Origin of the sequence: Streptomyces sp. NPDC005195 (assembly GCF_040608315.1) — a bacterium.
GTDB classification, from domain to species: Bacteria; Actinomycetota; Actinomycetes; order Streptomycetales; family Streptomycetaceae; genus Streptomyces; species Streptomyces kaempferi.
This window is the reverse complement of record NZ_JBEXHZ010000007.1, coordinates 72,312-86,670: the sequence shown is the minus strand read 5'-3', so window position 1 is coordinate 86,670 and position 14,359 is coordinate 72,312. Positions and strand designations below refer to the sequence as shown.

Genomic DNA, 14,359 nt, shown 5'->3' with positions numbered 1-14,359 from the left:
AAGGCAGGGAGCGGTGAGCGACGAACCGGTCGGTGCCGTGTACCGCATCGAGGACCTGGCGCACCACAGCGGCGCCACGGTCCGGACGATCCGCGCCTACCAGGACCGCGGGCTGCTCCCCCGCCCCGAGCGTCGGGGCCGCGCCAACGTGTACGCGGACGCGCATCTGGCCCGGCTGCGGCAGATCGCCGACCTCCTGGACCGCGGCTACACCCTGGCGTCCATCAAGGAGCTCCTGGAGGCGTGGGACACCGGCCGGGGTCTGGGCGGGATCCTCGGACTGGTCGCGGAGGTCGACGGACCGTGGACCGACGAGCGGGCGGTGCGGATCTCCCGGGCCGAGCTGGACGAGCGCTTCGGGGGGAGGCCCGACGACGCGGCGGTGGCGGACGCCGTGGAGCTGGGTGTTCTGGAGCGGGTGCCCGGCAGCGAGGACTCGTTCCTCGTCCCGAGCCCCCAAGAACTGTCCGTGGCGGTCGAGTTGTACGCGGCGGGAGTCCCACTGTCCGCGATCTCCGGTCATCTGCGGGAGTTGAGGGTCAAGGTCGAGCACATCGCCTCGCGCTTCCTGGAGTTCACGACCGAGCACGTCTTCGCGCGCTATCTCGGTGAGCATCCGCCGACCGATGCCGAAGCGGCCGAGGCGGCCTCGCTCGTACGACGGCTGCGGCCGCTCGCGCAGCAGACCGTGGACGCCGAACTGGCGCGGGCCATGCGCCTGTTCGCCACCCGGCAACTGCGTGCGCACTTGGGTCCGGAGCGGCCCCGGCAGCAGCCCGAGGAGACGTGCTCAGTGCAGCTGCCGTCCGCCACAACACGGGCTGTGGAGAGCCTGGTTGGCGGGGAACAGGTCGCGGCTTTCGTCACGGCGGCGGTCGAACGCGAGCTTCGGGCAAGGACTTTGGACCACCTCACCACAAAGCATGCCGCAAGCCGCATTATTGACAAAACTCCTTAGATCGACGTCCAGTTGTCCACAGATTCGTCAATTCCCCTGTGGATAACCACACTTGGCTGTGGATCAAACCTCCGAACCAAAATCAAATGCGTGATCAGCGTCTCGCAGGCACCCTGGTCGGATGAATGAAGAGATGACGGTAGGAATGGATGAAAGACGCACCGTGAAGGTGTCGAAGTACCTCTCGAAGCATCTGCGGCATCAGCCCGAGCGCATCGGGCTCACGCTCGGCGAGGGAGGCTGGGTCGAGATCGACACCCTGATCACGGCGGCCGCGTCGCACGGATTCCGGTTCACACGCGCGGAGCTCGACCACGTGGTGGCCACGAACGACAAACGGCGCTTCGCCGTGGAGGGCACCCGCATCCGCGCCAGCCAGGGCCACTCCGTCGAGGTCGACCTGGGGCTGCCCGCCGCGACCCCGCCGTCGCACCTCTACCACGGGACCGTGGCGCACAACCTGGACGCGATCCGCACCGAGGGCCTGCGGCCCATGAACCGCCACGACGTCCACCTGTCGCCGGACCGGGAGACCGCCACCCGGGTCGGCGCCCGCCGCGGGCGACCGGTCGTGCTCGGCGTGGACGCCGGCGCCATGCACCGCGACGGCCACGTCTTCCGGGTCAGCGCGAACGGAGTGTGGCTCACCGAGGCCGTACCCCCGGCGTATCTGCGATACCCCGGCCCGCACTGACCGGGGGCGGCCGCGGTGATCACGCGATGGCCGCGACCATCCCGCGGCTCGGCTTACGCTCGACGCATGAGTCTGCGTCTGAGCACCGTGATCCTGCCGTACCTCCGCTGGCACGAGGGCGGGCGTTCCACCTGGCAGCGTGCGGAGCAGCTCGGCTTCCACACGGCGTTCACCTACGACCACCTCTCCTGGCGGACGTTCCGCGACGGCCCCTGGTTCGGAGCCTTGCCCACACTCACCGCCGCGGCGGCCGCCACCGACCGCCTCCGGCTGGGCACACTCGTGACCTCGGTCAAGTCTCGTTCACCCATCACCGGCTGATCTGGCCTTCCGTATGTAAGGGAGCGTCGACGTTCACGCCATACGGTCCCGTTGGTTCAGGTCGCCAGGTGCCCCACGAAGATCCCGATGAGAATCCGGTCGTCGTACGTGGCGATCGGCAGGGAGAAGTGGACCCTGTCGCGGTCCCAGAGTCGCTTGCCGTGCCACTCGCACCGGTAGGTGCCGTCGCCGTAGCCGACGTTGCGCTGTTCCCACGCCTTCGCGTTCTTCTTCGTGTTAGGGCTCTCGGGTGAGATGTCCAGACCAAGCGCACCGAACCTCCGGACAACCTGTGTCTGGTCGCCGCTGCATTGGGCCAGTGTCCGGGTGAAGTGGTCGTCGAGTGCGCCCAGTAGCTTCACAAGCCAGGGCAGGACTTCGGCGTAGGCACCCTTGAAGTGGTGCAGGCGCAGAGAGTCAGCAAAGAGCAGCTGCGGGAAGGCATCCGCTGTGAAGGTGAAGAAGCGCTCGGCTGGAACGTTCTCGTGGGTGAGGAGACCGCGCCAGAAGACCGGTATGTCGTCGGGGCGCCGTAGGACATGCATCTTCACCCCGTCCTGGCCGACCTCCGTCGTCCGCGTAACGGTGAGCCATCCGGACGGCCAGTCAGGTTCTGTGGCATACGGCACCAGGAGACAGGACATGGCACGGCCCGCCGCCGCCCGTGCCAGAGCGTGGGCTATGCCCCAGGACGGCTCTTGCCAGGGGCCGTCGGCTACCCGGACCGGCTGGGGCAGATCCGCCTCGTCCGGTTTTACACACCGGCACTTACTCACCAGTTGCTGCAGAAGAGCCCGCTGGTCACGGGGCAACCCGCCGTCCGGGGAGTACAGGGCATCGATCAATGGCACCGAGGGCCGGCACTCGACGTCATACGCGGGCTCCATGATCGCCGCTCTACGCCCATCGGCAAGCGGCTGAAGCATCTTCGCCAGGGTGTCGAGGGCGTCCCGCAAGCTGGAGTCCGTGAGCTCCCGCCAATCGAAGCATTCCTCGGCGACTACGACACGGTAGTCGTCGGCATCAAAGGCCACGGATGCACCGGATAACTCCTGTCCGTTCCTACCTTCCGCGTTGGGCACGGGCCAGCCTCCCGAGGTCGGTCTCGATCTGGTCGAAGAAACCGCTGGGCCACTGGCTGAGCTCACCCTTGTCGTTGATGTCAATGGGCAAGGCTCGGTCGTGATCGAAGTAGTGGGTGATCATGTCCGCCGCCGGGAGAGAGCAATCCTGGGCGACGGAGAGCCGGGCTCCGTTGAGGACGTGGTCGCTGTGCGTCTCCACCACGACCTGGACACCGCTACCCGCCACCCGTGCGAGAAACCGGCCCAACCGGGACTGTCCCGCTGGGTGCAGATGCGCCTCGGGGTTCTCCACGATCAGCAGGTCGCCCGGCTCGGTGAGCAGTCCCGCAACGATGACCGGCAAAGCGTAGGAGATGCCGAAACCGGTGTTGGTCGGGCGGATCTCCTCGCCGCTCAGGCCGGTATCGCCGAACCGGATCGTCGTGGCCATGATTCCCACAGCCATCCGTGCGGTGATCCGCAGCGGACGAATGATCTCCGAGGCCCATGCCTCGGCCTGGACCCTCAGTTGCGGTCCGGCGGCCTCTGGGTGGTGCAACGCATCTCGGACAGCCCTTCGAGTGCTTACCGCACGTGACTCACGCAGCGCCAAAACCTGCGCGGTGAACTCACCGCGCACTCCGACTCCGATTCGATCGGGTTCCTCGGCGGACACCGACAACGTATCGCGGGGGCCCAGACGTTCGGCGCACAGGTAGGTGAAAGCGGGGTCGGCGACGGCAGGTCCGATACCGGGCACGTGCGCCACCGGTAGCCGCCGCACATCGAGGTGTAGCGCCTGCTCGGCGTCGGGCAGCCCGAAGCCGTACACCCATGACTCGCCGTCCGGGCCGCCCAGCCGTACGGTGATCTCCCGCGCGTCGGTGGTCCAGTTCAGCACGTCCCGGGCCTCGCCGAGGGCCAGCCCGAGCGGGCCGTTCAACCGGACCGTGCCTCCTGCGGTTGCGCCCGAGGTGCCTGCCAGCCTCGCCAGTAGCAGGGACTGGATCACGGTGCTCTTGCCGCCGCCGTTGACTCCGGTCAGGATCGTGAAAGGGCGCAAGCCGAATGACTCCGACTCGAACCGCTTGAAGCCCCGAATCTCCAGGGAAGTGATCACAGACCGGCTCCCGCGTCCGCCACGGCGGCCTTGAAGCGGTAGTCCACCCGGAACCGGTCGGCGGTGGAGGAGGTGATGGCGTTGAGGTAGGAGACGTCGACAGTCATCCGTTCACGGGCCGCCTTCACAATTGCCGTGCGACGCCTACGCAGGTCGGCGGTCTTGTGGCCGGGGTCCGCCAGAGCCATGGACCAGCTCTCGAACATGGCGCGGTTGATCGGACGGCGGTATTCGTCGCCCTCCGGCCACTTACGAAAAGCGTGCTCGCCGAAGACAAGGTAGGCGTGAGTCATCGCCCGCTCGAAGGCGGCCTCCAGCGCCGCCACCTGCTCGTCCGGTACCTGCTTCGGATCGTCCAGCATCTCGGTGGCGTCCATCAGGAACTGCTCCATGATGGGCCGCTCCTGGTACGCCTCAATCCCCTTCAGCCAGAACGCGGCGAACCGCAGGGCCATCTCCCGGTCGTTCATCCGGATGTGGTCCGTGAGACGACCCCCAGTGGACCTGCCGAAGGCGTCCGTGTGAGTCATCCGGTGCAGGATGTCCCGGCTGCGCGGGCTGCTCATGCAGTGCCGGATCTCCTGGGCGTTGAGCGGGGTTCCTCCGGTGTTGATCCGCTTGAAGATCTCGTACGTCACTCCGCGCGGTGTCGTCGGGTCGATCACGTTGACGATCAGCTGGGTGTTGTTGATCCGCCGCTGGGACGGCACAGGGAGATCACTGAAACGCAGGTCCTTCAGATCGTTCAGGTGTTCCAGCTTTCCGAGGGCGAAGCCCTGCTCTCCACCCCGGACGAATGCGTGGAGCGTGGACAGCCGTTGTAGGCCGTCGACCACGCGGAACGATCCGTCCACGTCCTCCGCGAAGTAGAACGCGGGCAGGGGAATCTGCAGCAGCAGCGACTCGACCAGGAGGGACTTCTGGTCGGTCCGCCAGACCTGCAACCGCTGGAAATCCGGAGCAAGCTCGATGGAGCCCTCATCGATCTGGTCGAGAATGTTGCGCAGGGAGAACTGGCTGGTGTTCACCCGGATCTGGTCCGGGTTCCACGGTCGCTGGATGCGGGTCGCGTCGTCGCCGGGGTCCTCGACCTCGATGCCCGTGGCGCGTCCGTCGAACACGTCCTCCACCACGTCCGGAGTCGTCTGCGTGCCGTCCATAGCCATGCGGGCAATCCTAGGGGCCGGTTGCCCAGGCAGGAGGGCGTCTGCCGATCTCCTGCGCTTTCCCCGGGTGGGACGTGGCCCTGAAGGGTGACTACCGACGGCCGGTGAGGAACGCGCTGAGGTGGTCGCCGATCACGGAAACACCGGGGCGGGGCTCGTTCGCGTAAAACCACGGCTTGCGTCGGCGCAGCAGCGCCTCGCCGTGCTCAGTCCAGGTGAATGCTGGCTTCCGCAGCAACTTCCGAAAGACCACGTCGGCTGTCTCCGGGTACGCGGCGGTCAGTCGGCGGATCGGGAGTGGCGCGATCGACTCCTCGCGCAGGTACGTGCGCAACAGGTCCTGGTGCTGTCTGCGGCCCTCGAGGGCTGGGTTCGCGAAGAGCTCCCGCAGCATTCCGTAGTCCGCGTAGAAGTTGAGCCCGTCGACCTCGTCGTAGATGACACCGATGCTGTCCGAGTCCGCCAGTTCTTGCGGCAGCTCGAAGAAGGGCAGTTCCAGGCCGGGTAGCCGCCTGCCTCGGGCACGGTCGGGCTGTCGGGCGGCGGCCTCCTGACGGTGGCGGTAGTAGGCGTTGAGGAGGTCGTCGGCTTCGGCAGGCGGAAGGACCAGTTCGTCGCTGCCGCAGAACTCGACGAACGCGGCCCGGTCCTGCCGCATCTGCTGCCAGCCCTGCTCGATCTTCACGGGGTTACGGAAGACCAGTTCGGGCCGGCTGGTGACCAGCTGGAGAGCGGCCTGGGCGATCTCAGTGGAGCTAGACCTGGGGTAACTCGACATCGTTCCGGACACCAGCCACGCCCCGCCGGTCGAGTGAGCGGGTACCAGGCAGGTGAGCAGGAAGCTCCCCCTGGACACTCCACGGAACGCCGCCCACCCCGCATTGGAGTACGTGCGGTACTCCAGGTCGTCGACCAGGTTCAGGAGGACGACGGCATCCTTCTCCTTGCGCCGGACCTCGAAGATGCCCTCGACCGGATCACGCCAGCCGAGCAGCATCTCCCGGTCGCTCGCAGTCAAGTGCTTTCGTCCCGCCACGAACCGGTCCACCACGGTCGAGCCGTCCGGCAGGCGGTACCGCAAGATGAAGTGGTCGATGATCCGGATCATTTCGCCCTCGTCCAACTGCCGTTCAGGCCCTGCGGCCTCGAGCAGGAGGGGCGTCAACCACTGGTCGAAGCGGGCACTCTGCCCGAAGGTGACCAGCTGCCCTTTCAACTCGGCACTGTGCTCGATGAGATCGGTGAGCGACGGCTCGCCACTGCCATGCTGCGTGCCCTGAACGACATCAGCCACGTTCAGCCCTCCCAGACAAACCGGTCCCACGTGGGGTGTGAGGTGCCCGACCTCAACCGGCCCAGTGACGGTACGCCTCGATCCACTCCGCGCCCTCGGGCACCGGGCCGGGCAACGGCAGCTCCAGGATTCCGAGCGACTGTCACATACCGCCACGAGAGCACAGGACGACGATCCGCCCGTCCAGCGTGAGATCGATGCCGTCCACGGTCACTTCAACGCCGAAAACTGCGGTGGTGAAAGGCAGATCGAGGTGTTCCTCAAGCATGGTGAACAGACCGGTGAGCTGCTCGTCCTCGTTGTAGGCGCCGAGAGTCGCCTCTTCGATCACGGCCTCAAGCTCGGCCGTGTCCAACACACCCATGGGGCAACACTAGCGACCCTCGGGCTGACGCCTGGCGGCCATAACTCTGTCGGTATCCCACCTCCGGGATGACGAGGACGGATGGTGGCCCGCGGCACCGGCCGACATCCATCCGGTCGCGGCGCGCACCTCGATCCAGCAGCCCACCAGGGGGTGACGGGGACAGCGGTTCCGCCCCTGGACGGCGGCGCCGGGTGCGAGCGGACCAGCTAGAACGGGCGGGTCATGTGTAACCGAGATCCTCCAAACGGACTCTGAGCCGGACCGCAGCCTCCTTGCTCTGCCTCTCCAAGTCCGTGAATGAAGTCTCGTACCGGTCACCCCATGAGCGGTAGACGTCAACTATTCCCTGTCGCTCCGCGGCAGTGAGCCTCTCCACGCGAGAGCAAAGGTCGTTGCCAAGGACATCAAGCACTCGCTCACGTGCCAGGCTGTCAGGGAGATACGAAGGTCGGCCGTCGGCTGCCGCCCACCGGTCGATCACCCCAGAAAAGCCCCGGAGGTCCAGGCTTCTGAGGTCGTCATGCCGAAGAGCCCACCATGCCGCGAAGGTACCGGTCAACTGGTGCCTGTCCAAGATCCCGGCCGGCAGGAGCTCATCACGGAAAGAGGCCATGAGCCGGGAACCCAACGTCGACAGCCCTCCGGTGCCCGCGAGTTCGGCAATACGTGATTCAGTTGTCTGCCACCAAGATCGGCAGTGGTCGACGAAGTCCCGCTCTCGGGCAGCGGCCAGGTCCGGGATACGCGCCGCGATCGCCTCGCAACCGCTGCCCGGAAAATCGAGGTAACCGGAGCCTTTCGTCGTGAACAGGTCTGCGAGGCCGATACCGAAGACCTGGAACCTCCTCATCTCCGCGACGACCTCGTTTCTCGGCACCCCGCCGAACAGCGCGGCGCGGACGTCCAGCGATGGCTCGGCAGGCGGACCCGCGTCGACATAACGTCGGATGTTGAGGTTGAAGTCGTTGGCCTCGATCTCATCCAGAGAGACCACTCGCGAGAAGCCAGGAATGTCCGCCCACTCGTGGAAGGCGTCCACGATCTTTTCCACGTTCTGCGGCTCCAGGCGGTTCTGCGACCGTCCCGTGACCACTTCGCGCTCGGCGTTGACGAACAGAATTCGACCGCGCTGATCTGCCAGCGTTCCGTCAGTGCCCCGCAGCACCAGGATGCAGGCGGGAATGGCTGTGCCGTAGAAGACGTTCGGTCCGATACCGATCACCGCTTCGAGCCGGCCGTCCTCGACGATTCCACGGCGGATCTGCTCCTCCGCCCCACCCCGGAACAGCACACCGTGCGGGGTGACAACCGCTCCGATCCCGTCCGGAAGGAGTGTGGCCAGCACGTGCTGGACGTTCATCAGATCGGCCTTCTTACCCTGCCCGGGTGTCCAGCCGTACTTCATCCGCTCCGCATGCCTCATCTCCTTCTCGGAGTAGTTCATCGAGAAGGGAGGATTGGTCAGCACACGATCGAAACGCCTGAGGTGCCCGTCCTCTAGTGAGTGGAGTGGATCAGCCAGGGTGTCCCCACAGAGCACCGAACTGTCCATAAGGCCGTGCAGTAGAAGGTTCAACCGGGCCGTGGAGCACGTCGCGGCGTTCATCTCCTGCCCGAAGAGGGCGAGGTCTGTGTCCTCCCCGCCATGCTCGTCGACGTACTGCGCGGCCTGGACGAGCATGCCTCCTGAACCGGCGAACGGATCGTAGACCGACTGTCCCTCCCGCGGCCGGACCAGGCGCACCATCAGGCGGACCACAGAACGGGGCGTGAAGAACTCCCCGCCCCTTTTCCCGCCACTGTCAGCGAACGCACCGAGGAGGTGGTCGTAGGCGCGGCCGACCACATCGCCGAATTCCAGGTCGTCGTCGCTCAACGGAATTCGGTCGAAGTGATCGACCAGCGCCTTCAACTCGGTGCGACTCAGTCTTACATCGAAGTCGACAGCCTCGAAAACGCCCCTCAGGACTTCGGAGTTGCTCTGCTCAAGTGCCCACAGAGCCTCGTTGAGTACGCGCCCCGGCGCCTTGCCCTCGTAGTCGACGATCTGGGACCAACGCGCACGGTCAGGCACCCGAAGGATGCCGGGCTGATCCGAGACCCGCTTGAGAAGGAGCATCGCGGAGATGACCTCACGGTACTGCGATGCGTCCATCCTTCCGCGCAGGATGTCGCCGGCGTCGAACAGAGCCCGTTCGAGTTGGCCGAGGGTAAACAGACTCACGTGCGCCTCACTCCCTTGACCAACTCTCCGAAGATGGCCGGCCTCAGTGCCTCCAGGCGATCAGCCATCTGTCGCTGGATCCTGATCCGGGCGTCGACATCCGCCAGGGCTTCGACGACAGCGTGCTGCCGGTCCAGGGACGGCACGTTGACCGGCAACTCGTTCAGCATCGCCGAGTTGAGCGAGGGCACCGTACCCGGGATGGACTGGCCCAGCATGAACCGTTGCACAGGCGGATACGACAGATATGACACGAGGTACTCGGGCAGGACGCGCTCCCGCCGGGGCCTGATGCGCAGACAGGACGAGCCATAGAACCAGGTGTCATGTTTCGCCTCGACCAGTGCCAGACGGCCGAGCGTCCCCTGCCGCACGACGAGGATGTCACCCTCCCGCAGCGAGAACCGGGAGAGGCGTTTCCCCTCTTCCCACGGGACCCGCCGTAGCCTCCGTGTGTCCACTCGGTGGTCGTCAGTGATATCTGGCGGCGAGATCACCGGCACCCCGTCGGGGCCATCATGGAGGTTGTCCAGCAAGGACCCGGACGGGCCGGCCTTCACCTCACAGAGGTTCCCGAGCGGGATCTCATGGTCCCAGCTCATGGAAACGTCGTCTCCTTTCACGGTTCCTTCGTCCTCTTCCCCATACTGCGGATCTTTCTTTCCTCGCTGGGCGGTGGGGTGTTGGTGCGTACCCACGCCAACACCCCACCGCCCCCGGTCAGGCGACCCGCGTCCAGTACCGCATGGCACCGCGCACCAGTTCCTCCATGGCAGCGGCCAGCAGGGCCATAACGCCCACGGTCAGCGCCGCCGCACCGTGCCCCAGGGCAAGAGCGCCGACCACGGCCAAGACGATGATCAGCACAAGCGGCACCCCGGCCTTGATGGCCCGAGGCGGAAGGGACCATGCATGATGGGTTTCGGCAATCCTCACGAGGATGTCCTTTCTGTCTTCGCACTCTGTGCGGGGATGGTGAGCCGCGCCACCCTGCCGGGCGTCCAAACCATGCAGGGTGGTGCGGCGCTTCACGTACGGCACCACACACCAGGTCCGGGCCGCTCCCGATCCTTGATGACACTGAAGACAGTACACATCGAAGCTAGCTTCGCAAAGCATCGTTCGCTTCAACTGCCCGGAAGAGGCAGAAGAGTTGATGCGCACTCCCCACAATCCGGGCCTGTGTGGCAGCGCGGATCTGAGAGCAGAAGGGTGCCCGCGCCTTCGCGATACCGCGAGGGCTGAAGGCAATCCCGGCCAAGGTTGTCCGATACTGGCAGTCACCGGCGCATAGGGTCGTATGCATGCGACTGAGCACCGTGATCCTTCCCATCCACAGGTGGAGCGAGGGACAGAAAATCTGGCAGCGCGCCGAAGACCTCGGCTTTCACGCCTCTTACACCTACGACCACCTCTCCTGGCGCACCTTCCGGGACGGGCCGTGGTTCGGGGCTGTGCCCACATTGACCGCAGCAGCGACGGCTACGCAGAGTATGCGGCTGGGCACACTCGTGACCTCGCCGAACTTCCGGCACCCGGTCACCCTCGCCAAGGAACTGATCTCCCTCGACGACATCTCGAACGGACGGGTCACCCTGGGCATCGGCGCGGGCGGCACCGGCTTCGACGCCACCGCGCTCGGCCAGGAGCCCTGGACCCCGCGCGAGCGCGCCGACCGTCTCGCCGAGTTCGTACCGCTGCTCGACCGCCTCCTCACCGAGGACTCCGTCACGTCCGACGGCACCTTCTACTCCGCGCACGAGGCCCGCAACATCCCTGGCTGCGTCCAGCGCCCCCGGCTGCCCTTCGCGGTGGCCGCCACCGGCCCGCGCGGGCTGCGGCTCGCCGCCCGGTACGGACAGGCCTGGGTGACGACCGGAGACCCGAAACTGTACGAAACGGGGACCTCCGAACAGTCGGTTCAAGCCATTCGCGGACAGGTCGGCAAGCTGGCGGACGCCTGCGACGCGATCGGCCGTGACGCGGCAGAGCTCGACAAGGTCCTGCTCACCGGCTTCACCCCCGACCGTGGCCGGCCGCTGGAGTCCCTCGACGCGTTCGTCGACTTCGCGGGCCGCCACGCCGAGCTGGGCTTCACCGACATCGTGATCCACTGGCCGATCCCCGACTCGGATTTCGCGGCCGACCACAAGGTCTTCGAACGCATCGCCATGGAGGCCCCGGCGCAGTTGCGCTGACAAACCGCGGCTGCGGACTGTGACGGTACTGGTGAGCGCGGTAATCACTCACCTGTGCGGACCCCCGCACGACCGTGCGGGCATATGCGCCAGAATGGCGCGGTGACCCCAGCGACCCGACAGCCCGAGCCACCAGCCCCCCGCGCCTCCCGCACGGTCTCGACCGCGCTCGAACAAGGAGGTACCCCCATCGTGCCGCCCCGCCTGATCGCCACCGACCTCGACGGCACCCTGCTGCGCGACGACAAGTCGGTGTCCGAGCGCACGGTCGCCGCCCTCGCCGCCGCCGAGGAGGCCGGCATCGAGGTCTTCTTCGTCACCGGGCGCCCGGCGCGCTGGATGGACGTCGTCAGCGACCACGTGCACGGTCACGGCCTGGCGATCTGCGGCAACGGCGCCGCCGTGGTCGACCTGCACGGCGGCCCCGGTGCCCACCGGTTCGTCAAGGTGCGGGAACTCGCACGGGAGAACGCGCTCGACGCCGTGCGGCTGGTACGGGAGGCGGCGCCGGGCACGGTGTTCGCCGTGGAACAGACGTACGGCTTCTACCAGGAGCCCGCGTACCCCAAGATGCACCTGGAACTTCCGGACGCCCTCGGCCCCGCCGAGAAGCTGCTGGCACCGGACGCTCCCGGCGCCGGTGAGCCGGTGCTCAAGATCCTCGCCTTCCATCACGAGCTCGAACCCGACGCCTTCCTCACCGTGGCGCGCCGCGCGGTCGGCGACCGGGCCACCGTCACCCGCTCCAGCCCCAGTGCGCTGCTGGAGATCAGTGGCCCGGACGTCTCCAAGGCCAGCACGCTCGCGCTGTGCTGCGCCGAGCGCGGTATCGCGCCGGAGGAGGTCGTCGCCTTCGGGGACATGCCGAACGACGTCGAGATGCTCACCTGGGCGGGCACGTCGTACGCGATGGGCAACGCCCACCCCGACGTGATCGCCGCGGCCTCCGGCCGTACGGTCGCCAACAACGACGACGGCGTGGCGGTCGTCATCGAGCGGATCATCGCCGACCGGCTGTAACCAAGAGACGCAGAAACGATTCGAGCAGGCATCACGCTCTACCGGACCGCGATCCCGCACCAGGCGGGCCACCGCACCGGACCGACGGCCGAGCCCGGTCGCGGGTACCGCGACGTCCTGCCCGGTACGGCGGCGGGCCCAGCGCCCGCCGCCGCTGCCGAACCCCACGGAGATCGTTCACGTCGTCCGCCCCCGGAGGACGCGCTCGAACGGCGTCCTTCTACAGCGAGCCGGCCCGCGGATCGTACGGCGCCTGCCACACCACCGTCGTACCGCCGCCCTCCTCGCCGAGTCCCGGCCCGTACCAGCTCTCGCCGCCCAGCGCCTCGGCCCGCCTCCTGAGATTCGTCAGACCGCTGCGCCGGCCACTGTCGGGGATGCCGACACCGTCGTCCGCGACACTCAGACGCACCCCGCACCGCCCGTTCCGCAGGGTGACGGTCGCGTCGACGACGACATCGATGCGGGAGGACCCGGAATGCCGGAAGGCGTTGGAGAGGGCCTCCCGCAGAGCGGCGATGAGGTTCTTGGACGTCAGCTCGCCGACAGCCGTGTCGACGGGACCGGCGAAGTGGTGCACGGGCTTGAAGCCGAGGGGCACAGCGGCCATGTTGATCTCGCGCAGTACACGGGTACGCAGTCCGGACGGAACCTCGGCGGGGCCCTGTTGGAGCGCGAAGATGGCGGTACGGATCTCCTGGATGGTGACGTCGAGCTCGTCGACCGCCTTGCCGACGCCCTTCCGTACCTCGGGCAGGCCCGAGCACCGCTGGGCGCTCTCCAGCATCATCCCGGTCGCGAAAAGCCGTTGGATGACAAGGTCGTGCAGGTCACGGGCGATCCGATCGCGGTCCTCGTAGACCGCGAGCCGCTCCCGGTCGCGCTGTGTCTCGGCCATCACCAGTGCGAGCGCGGCCTGCGAGGCGAATTGCGCGGCCAGGGTGTGCTCGGCCTCGGTGAACGGGCGGGCGCCTCGTTCCCGGGGAGTGACGAGGGCTCCCAGCAGGCGGCTCCCGCTCTGCAGGGGGAGCATCATCATCGGACCGTACTCGCGGCCGAAATCGGTGAGGACGCGCGGATCGGTGGCCGCGTCGGCGAGGAACACGGCCTTGCCGCCGAGGAGTTCGGCGACCAGCTCGCTCTCCGGGGGGATGACGACACCGAGCGCCTGGGACGGGCGGTCCTTCGCGACCGCGGTGATCTCCAGGCCGCCCTCGTCGGCGGGCAGCAGCACGATCCCGGCCGCCGCGCGGGAGAGCCGACGCGCCTGTTCGGCGACGACCTGGAGCGCGTCCTCGGCGTCGCCGCCCGCCAGCAGCGCCGTGGTGACGGCCACCGAGCCGTCGATGCAGCGCTCGCGCTGCTGGGCCGCCTCGTACAACCGGGCGTTGCCGATCGCGATGCCCGCCTCCGCGGCCAGCACACGGACCATGTCGAGATCGCTGTCGCCGAACGGGCCGCCGTCTCGTTTCTCGGCCAGATAGAGGTTCCCGAAGATCTCGCCCCGCACGCGGACGGGAACCCCCAGGAAACCGCGCATCGGCGGGTGGTGATCGGGGAACCCGCACGAGCGCCCGTCCTCGCCCAGGTGCGTGAGCCGTACCGGCCCCGGATCGTGGATGAGCGCCCCGAGCAGCCCTCGGTGCCCGTCGGGCAGCCGCCCGATCCGCTGGGCGGTCTCCGCGTCGATCCCGTGGTAGGCGAAGTCCGCGAGCCCCTCGCCGCCCTCCTCCACGACCCCGATCGCCGCATAGCGCGCGTCCGTCAGCCCTGCCGCGGTCTCGCAGATCCGGTCCAGCGTCGCGTGCAGCTCCAGCTCCGCCCCGACCGCCCGCATCGCTTCCAGGAGACGCGGCACGTCCGGACCACCGTCCGGGTCGGGTGAGGCGGAACCCTCGGAAGCCACTGACATGCCTTGAGCGTAGTTAGTCGC

General features: G+C 67.4%; 14 protein-coding genes. 5 read left to right on the top strand and 9 right to left on the bottom strand.

Annotation, left to right across the window (positions count from 1 at the left end; all coding sequences use genetic code 11):
• Positions 1-13 precede the first annotated feature (13 nt).
• From ABZV34_RS10930 to ABZV34_RS10920, 3 genes are all read left to right on the top strand, one after another.
• Positions 14-958 (top strand): MerR family transcriptional regulator, encoded by a 945-nt coding sequence (locus ABZV34_RS10930; protein WP_356273447.1) that lies wholly within the window; start codon positions 14-16, stop codon positions 956-958.
• 145 nt (positions 959-1,103) lie between these two features.
• The gene (locus ABZV34_RS10925) at positions 1,104-1,652 is read left to right on the top strand and encodes an RNA 2'-phosphotransferase (protein ID WP_356273445.1); all 549 of its coding nucleotides are present in this window, start codon (positions 1,104-1,106) and stop codon (positions 1,650-1,652) included.
• Between the two features lie 66 nt (positions 1,653-1,718).
• Positions 1,719-1,973 carry an LLM class flavin-dependent oxidoreductase gene (locus ABZV34_RS10920; protein ID WP_356273443.1) on the top strand — a complete coding sequence of 85 codons (255 nt, stop codon included), beginning with the start codon at positions 1,719-1,721 and terminating at the stop codon, positions 1,971-1,973.
• A gap of 56 nt (positions 1,974-2,029) precedes the next feature.
• Here the strand turns inward: ABZV34_RS10920 and ABZV34_RS10915 are convergent, their stop codons facing one another.
• From ABZV34_RS10915 to ABZV34_RS10880, 8 genes are all read right to left on the bottom strand, one after another.
• On the bottom strand, positions 2,030-3,055 hold the full coding sequence (locus ABZV34_RS10915) for a hypothetical protein (protein WP_356273441.1): 1,026 nt from the start codon (positions 3,053-3,055) through the stop codon (positions 2,030-2,032).
• Complete coding sequence (locus tag ABZV34_RS10910; RefSeq protein ID WP_356273439.1) at positions 3,036-4,157, bottom strand: DUF3696 domain-containing protein; 1,122 nt, start codon at positions 4,155-4,157, stop codon at positions 3,036-3,038. Before ABZV34_RS10910 ends, ABZV34_RS10915 begins: the two co-directional genes overlap by 20 nt.
• On the bottom strand, positions 4,154-5,323 hold the full coding sequence (locus tag ABZV34_RS10905; protein WP_356273437.1) for a DUF262 domain-containing protein: 1,170 nt from the start codon (positions 5,321-5,323) through the stop codon (positions 4,154-4,156). Before ABZV34_RS10905 ends, ABZV34_RS10910 begins: the two co-directional genes overlap by 4 nt.
• 91 nt (positions 5,324-5,414) lie before the next feature.
• Positions 5,415-6,617 carry a hypothetical protein gene (locus ABZV34_RS10900; protein ID WP_356273435.1) on the bottom strand — a complete coding sequence of 401 codons (1,203 nt, stop codon included), beginning with the start codon at positions 6,615-6,617 and terminating at the stop codon, positions 5,415-5,417.
• 142 nt (positions 6,618-6,759) lie between these two features.
• Complete coding sequence (locus ABZV34_RS10895; RefSeq protein ID WP_356273433.1) at positions 6,760-6,981, bottom strand: hypothetical protein; 222 nt, start codon at positions 6,979-6,981, stop codon at positions 6,760-6,762.
• A 223-nt stretch (positions 6,982-7,204) separates the two neighbouring features.
• On the bottom strand, positions 7,205-9,208 hold the full coding sequence (locus tag ABZV34_RS10890; RefSeq protein ID WP_356273431.1) for an N-6 DNA methylase: 2,004 nt from the start codon (positions 9,206-9,208) through the stop codon (positions 7,205-7,207).
• Positions 9,205-9,810: a restriction endonuclease subunit S gene (locus tag ABZV34_RS10885; protein WP_356273429.1), complete on the bottom strand. Its 606-nt coding sequence runs from the start codon at positions 9,808-9,810 to the stop codon at positions 9,205-9,207. The genes ABZV34_RS10890 and ABZV34_RS10885 overlap by 4 nt, the downstream gene beginning before the upstream one ends.
• A gap of 118 nt (positions 9,811-9,928) precedes the next feature.
• Positions 9,929-10,240, bottom strand: a complete 312-nt coding sequence (locus ABZV34_RS10880) for a hypothetical protein (protein ID WP_356273427.1) — start codon at positions 10,238-10,240, stop codon at positions 9,929-9,931.
• Between the two features lie 272 nt (positions 10,241-10,512).
• Between ABZV34_RS10880 and ABZV34_RS10875 the strand changes: the two genes are divergently transcribed.
• Together ABZV34_RS10875 and ABZV34_RS10870 are read left to right on the top strand one after the other, a co-directional pair.
• Positions 10,513-11,406 carry an LLM class flavin-dependent oxidoreductase gene (locus ABZV34_RS10875; RefSeq protein ID WP_356273425.1) on the top strand — a complete coding sequence of 298 codons (894 nt, stop codon included), beginning with the start codon at positions 10,513-10,515 and terminating at the stop codon, positions 11,404-11,406.
• Between the two features lie 84 nt (positions 11,407-11,490).
• Positions 11,491-12,426: an HAD hydrolase family protein gene (locus ABZV34_RS10870; protein ID WP_356273423.1), complete on the top strand. Its 936-nt coding sequence runs from the start codon at positions 11,491-11,493 to the stop codon at positions 12,424-12,426.
• A 220-nt stretch (positions 12,427-12,646) separates the two neighbouring features.
• Here ABZV34_RS10870 and ABZV34_RS10865 read toward each other — a convergent pair whose 3' ends face one another.
• Complete coding sequence (locus ABZV34_RS10865) at positions 12,647-14,338, bottom strand: GAF domain-containing protein (RefSeq protein WP_356273421.1); 1,692 nt, start codon at positions 14,336-14,338, stop codon at positions 12,647-12,649.
• Positions 14,339-14,359 lie beyond the last annotated feature (21 nt).

Bases quoted from the DNA above. Each gene is read 5' to 3' on its own strand.
- ABZV34_RS10925 (WP_356273445.1), top strand. From the start codon at position 1,104: ATGGATGAAAGACGCACCGTGAAGGTGTCGAAGTACCTCTCGAAGCAT.
- ABZV34_RS10920 (WP_356273443.1), top strand. From the start codon at position 1,719: ATGAGTCTGCGTCTGAGCACCGTGATCCTGCCGTACCTCCGCTGGCAC.
- ABZV34_RS10905 (WP_356273437.1), bottom strand. From the start codon at position 5,323: ATGGCTATGGACGGCACGCAGACGACTCCGGACGTGGTGGAGGACGTG.
- ABZV34_RS10895 (WP_356273433.1), bottom strand. From the start codon at position 6,981: ATGGGTGTGTTGGACACGGCCGAGCTTGAGGCCGTGATCGAAGAGGCG.
- ABZV34_RS10885 (WP_356273429.1), bottom strand. From the start codon at position 9,810: ATGAGCTGGGACCATGAGATCCCGCTCGGGAACCTCTGTGAGGTGAAG.
- ABZV34_RS10875 (WP_356273425.1), top strand. From the start codon at position 10,513: ATGCGACTGAGCACCGTGATCCTTCCCATCCACAGGTGGAGCGAGGGA.
- ABZV34_RS10870 (WP_356273423.1), top strand. From the start codon at position 11,491: ATGCGCCAGAATGGCGCGGTGACCCCAGCGACCCGACAGCCCGAGCCA.
- ABZV34_RS10865 (WP_356273421.1), bottom strand. From the start codon at position 14,338: ATGTCAGTGGCTTCCGAGGGTTCCGCCTCACCCGACCCGGACGGTGGT.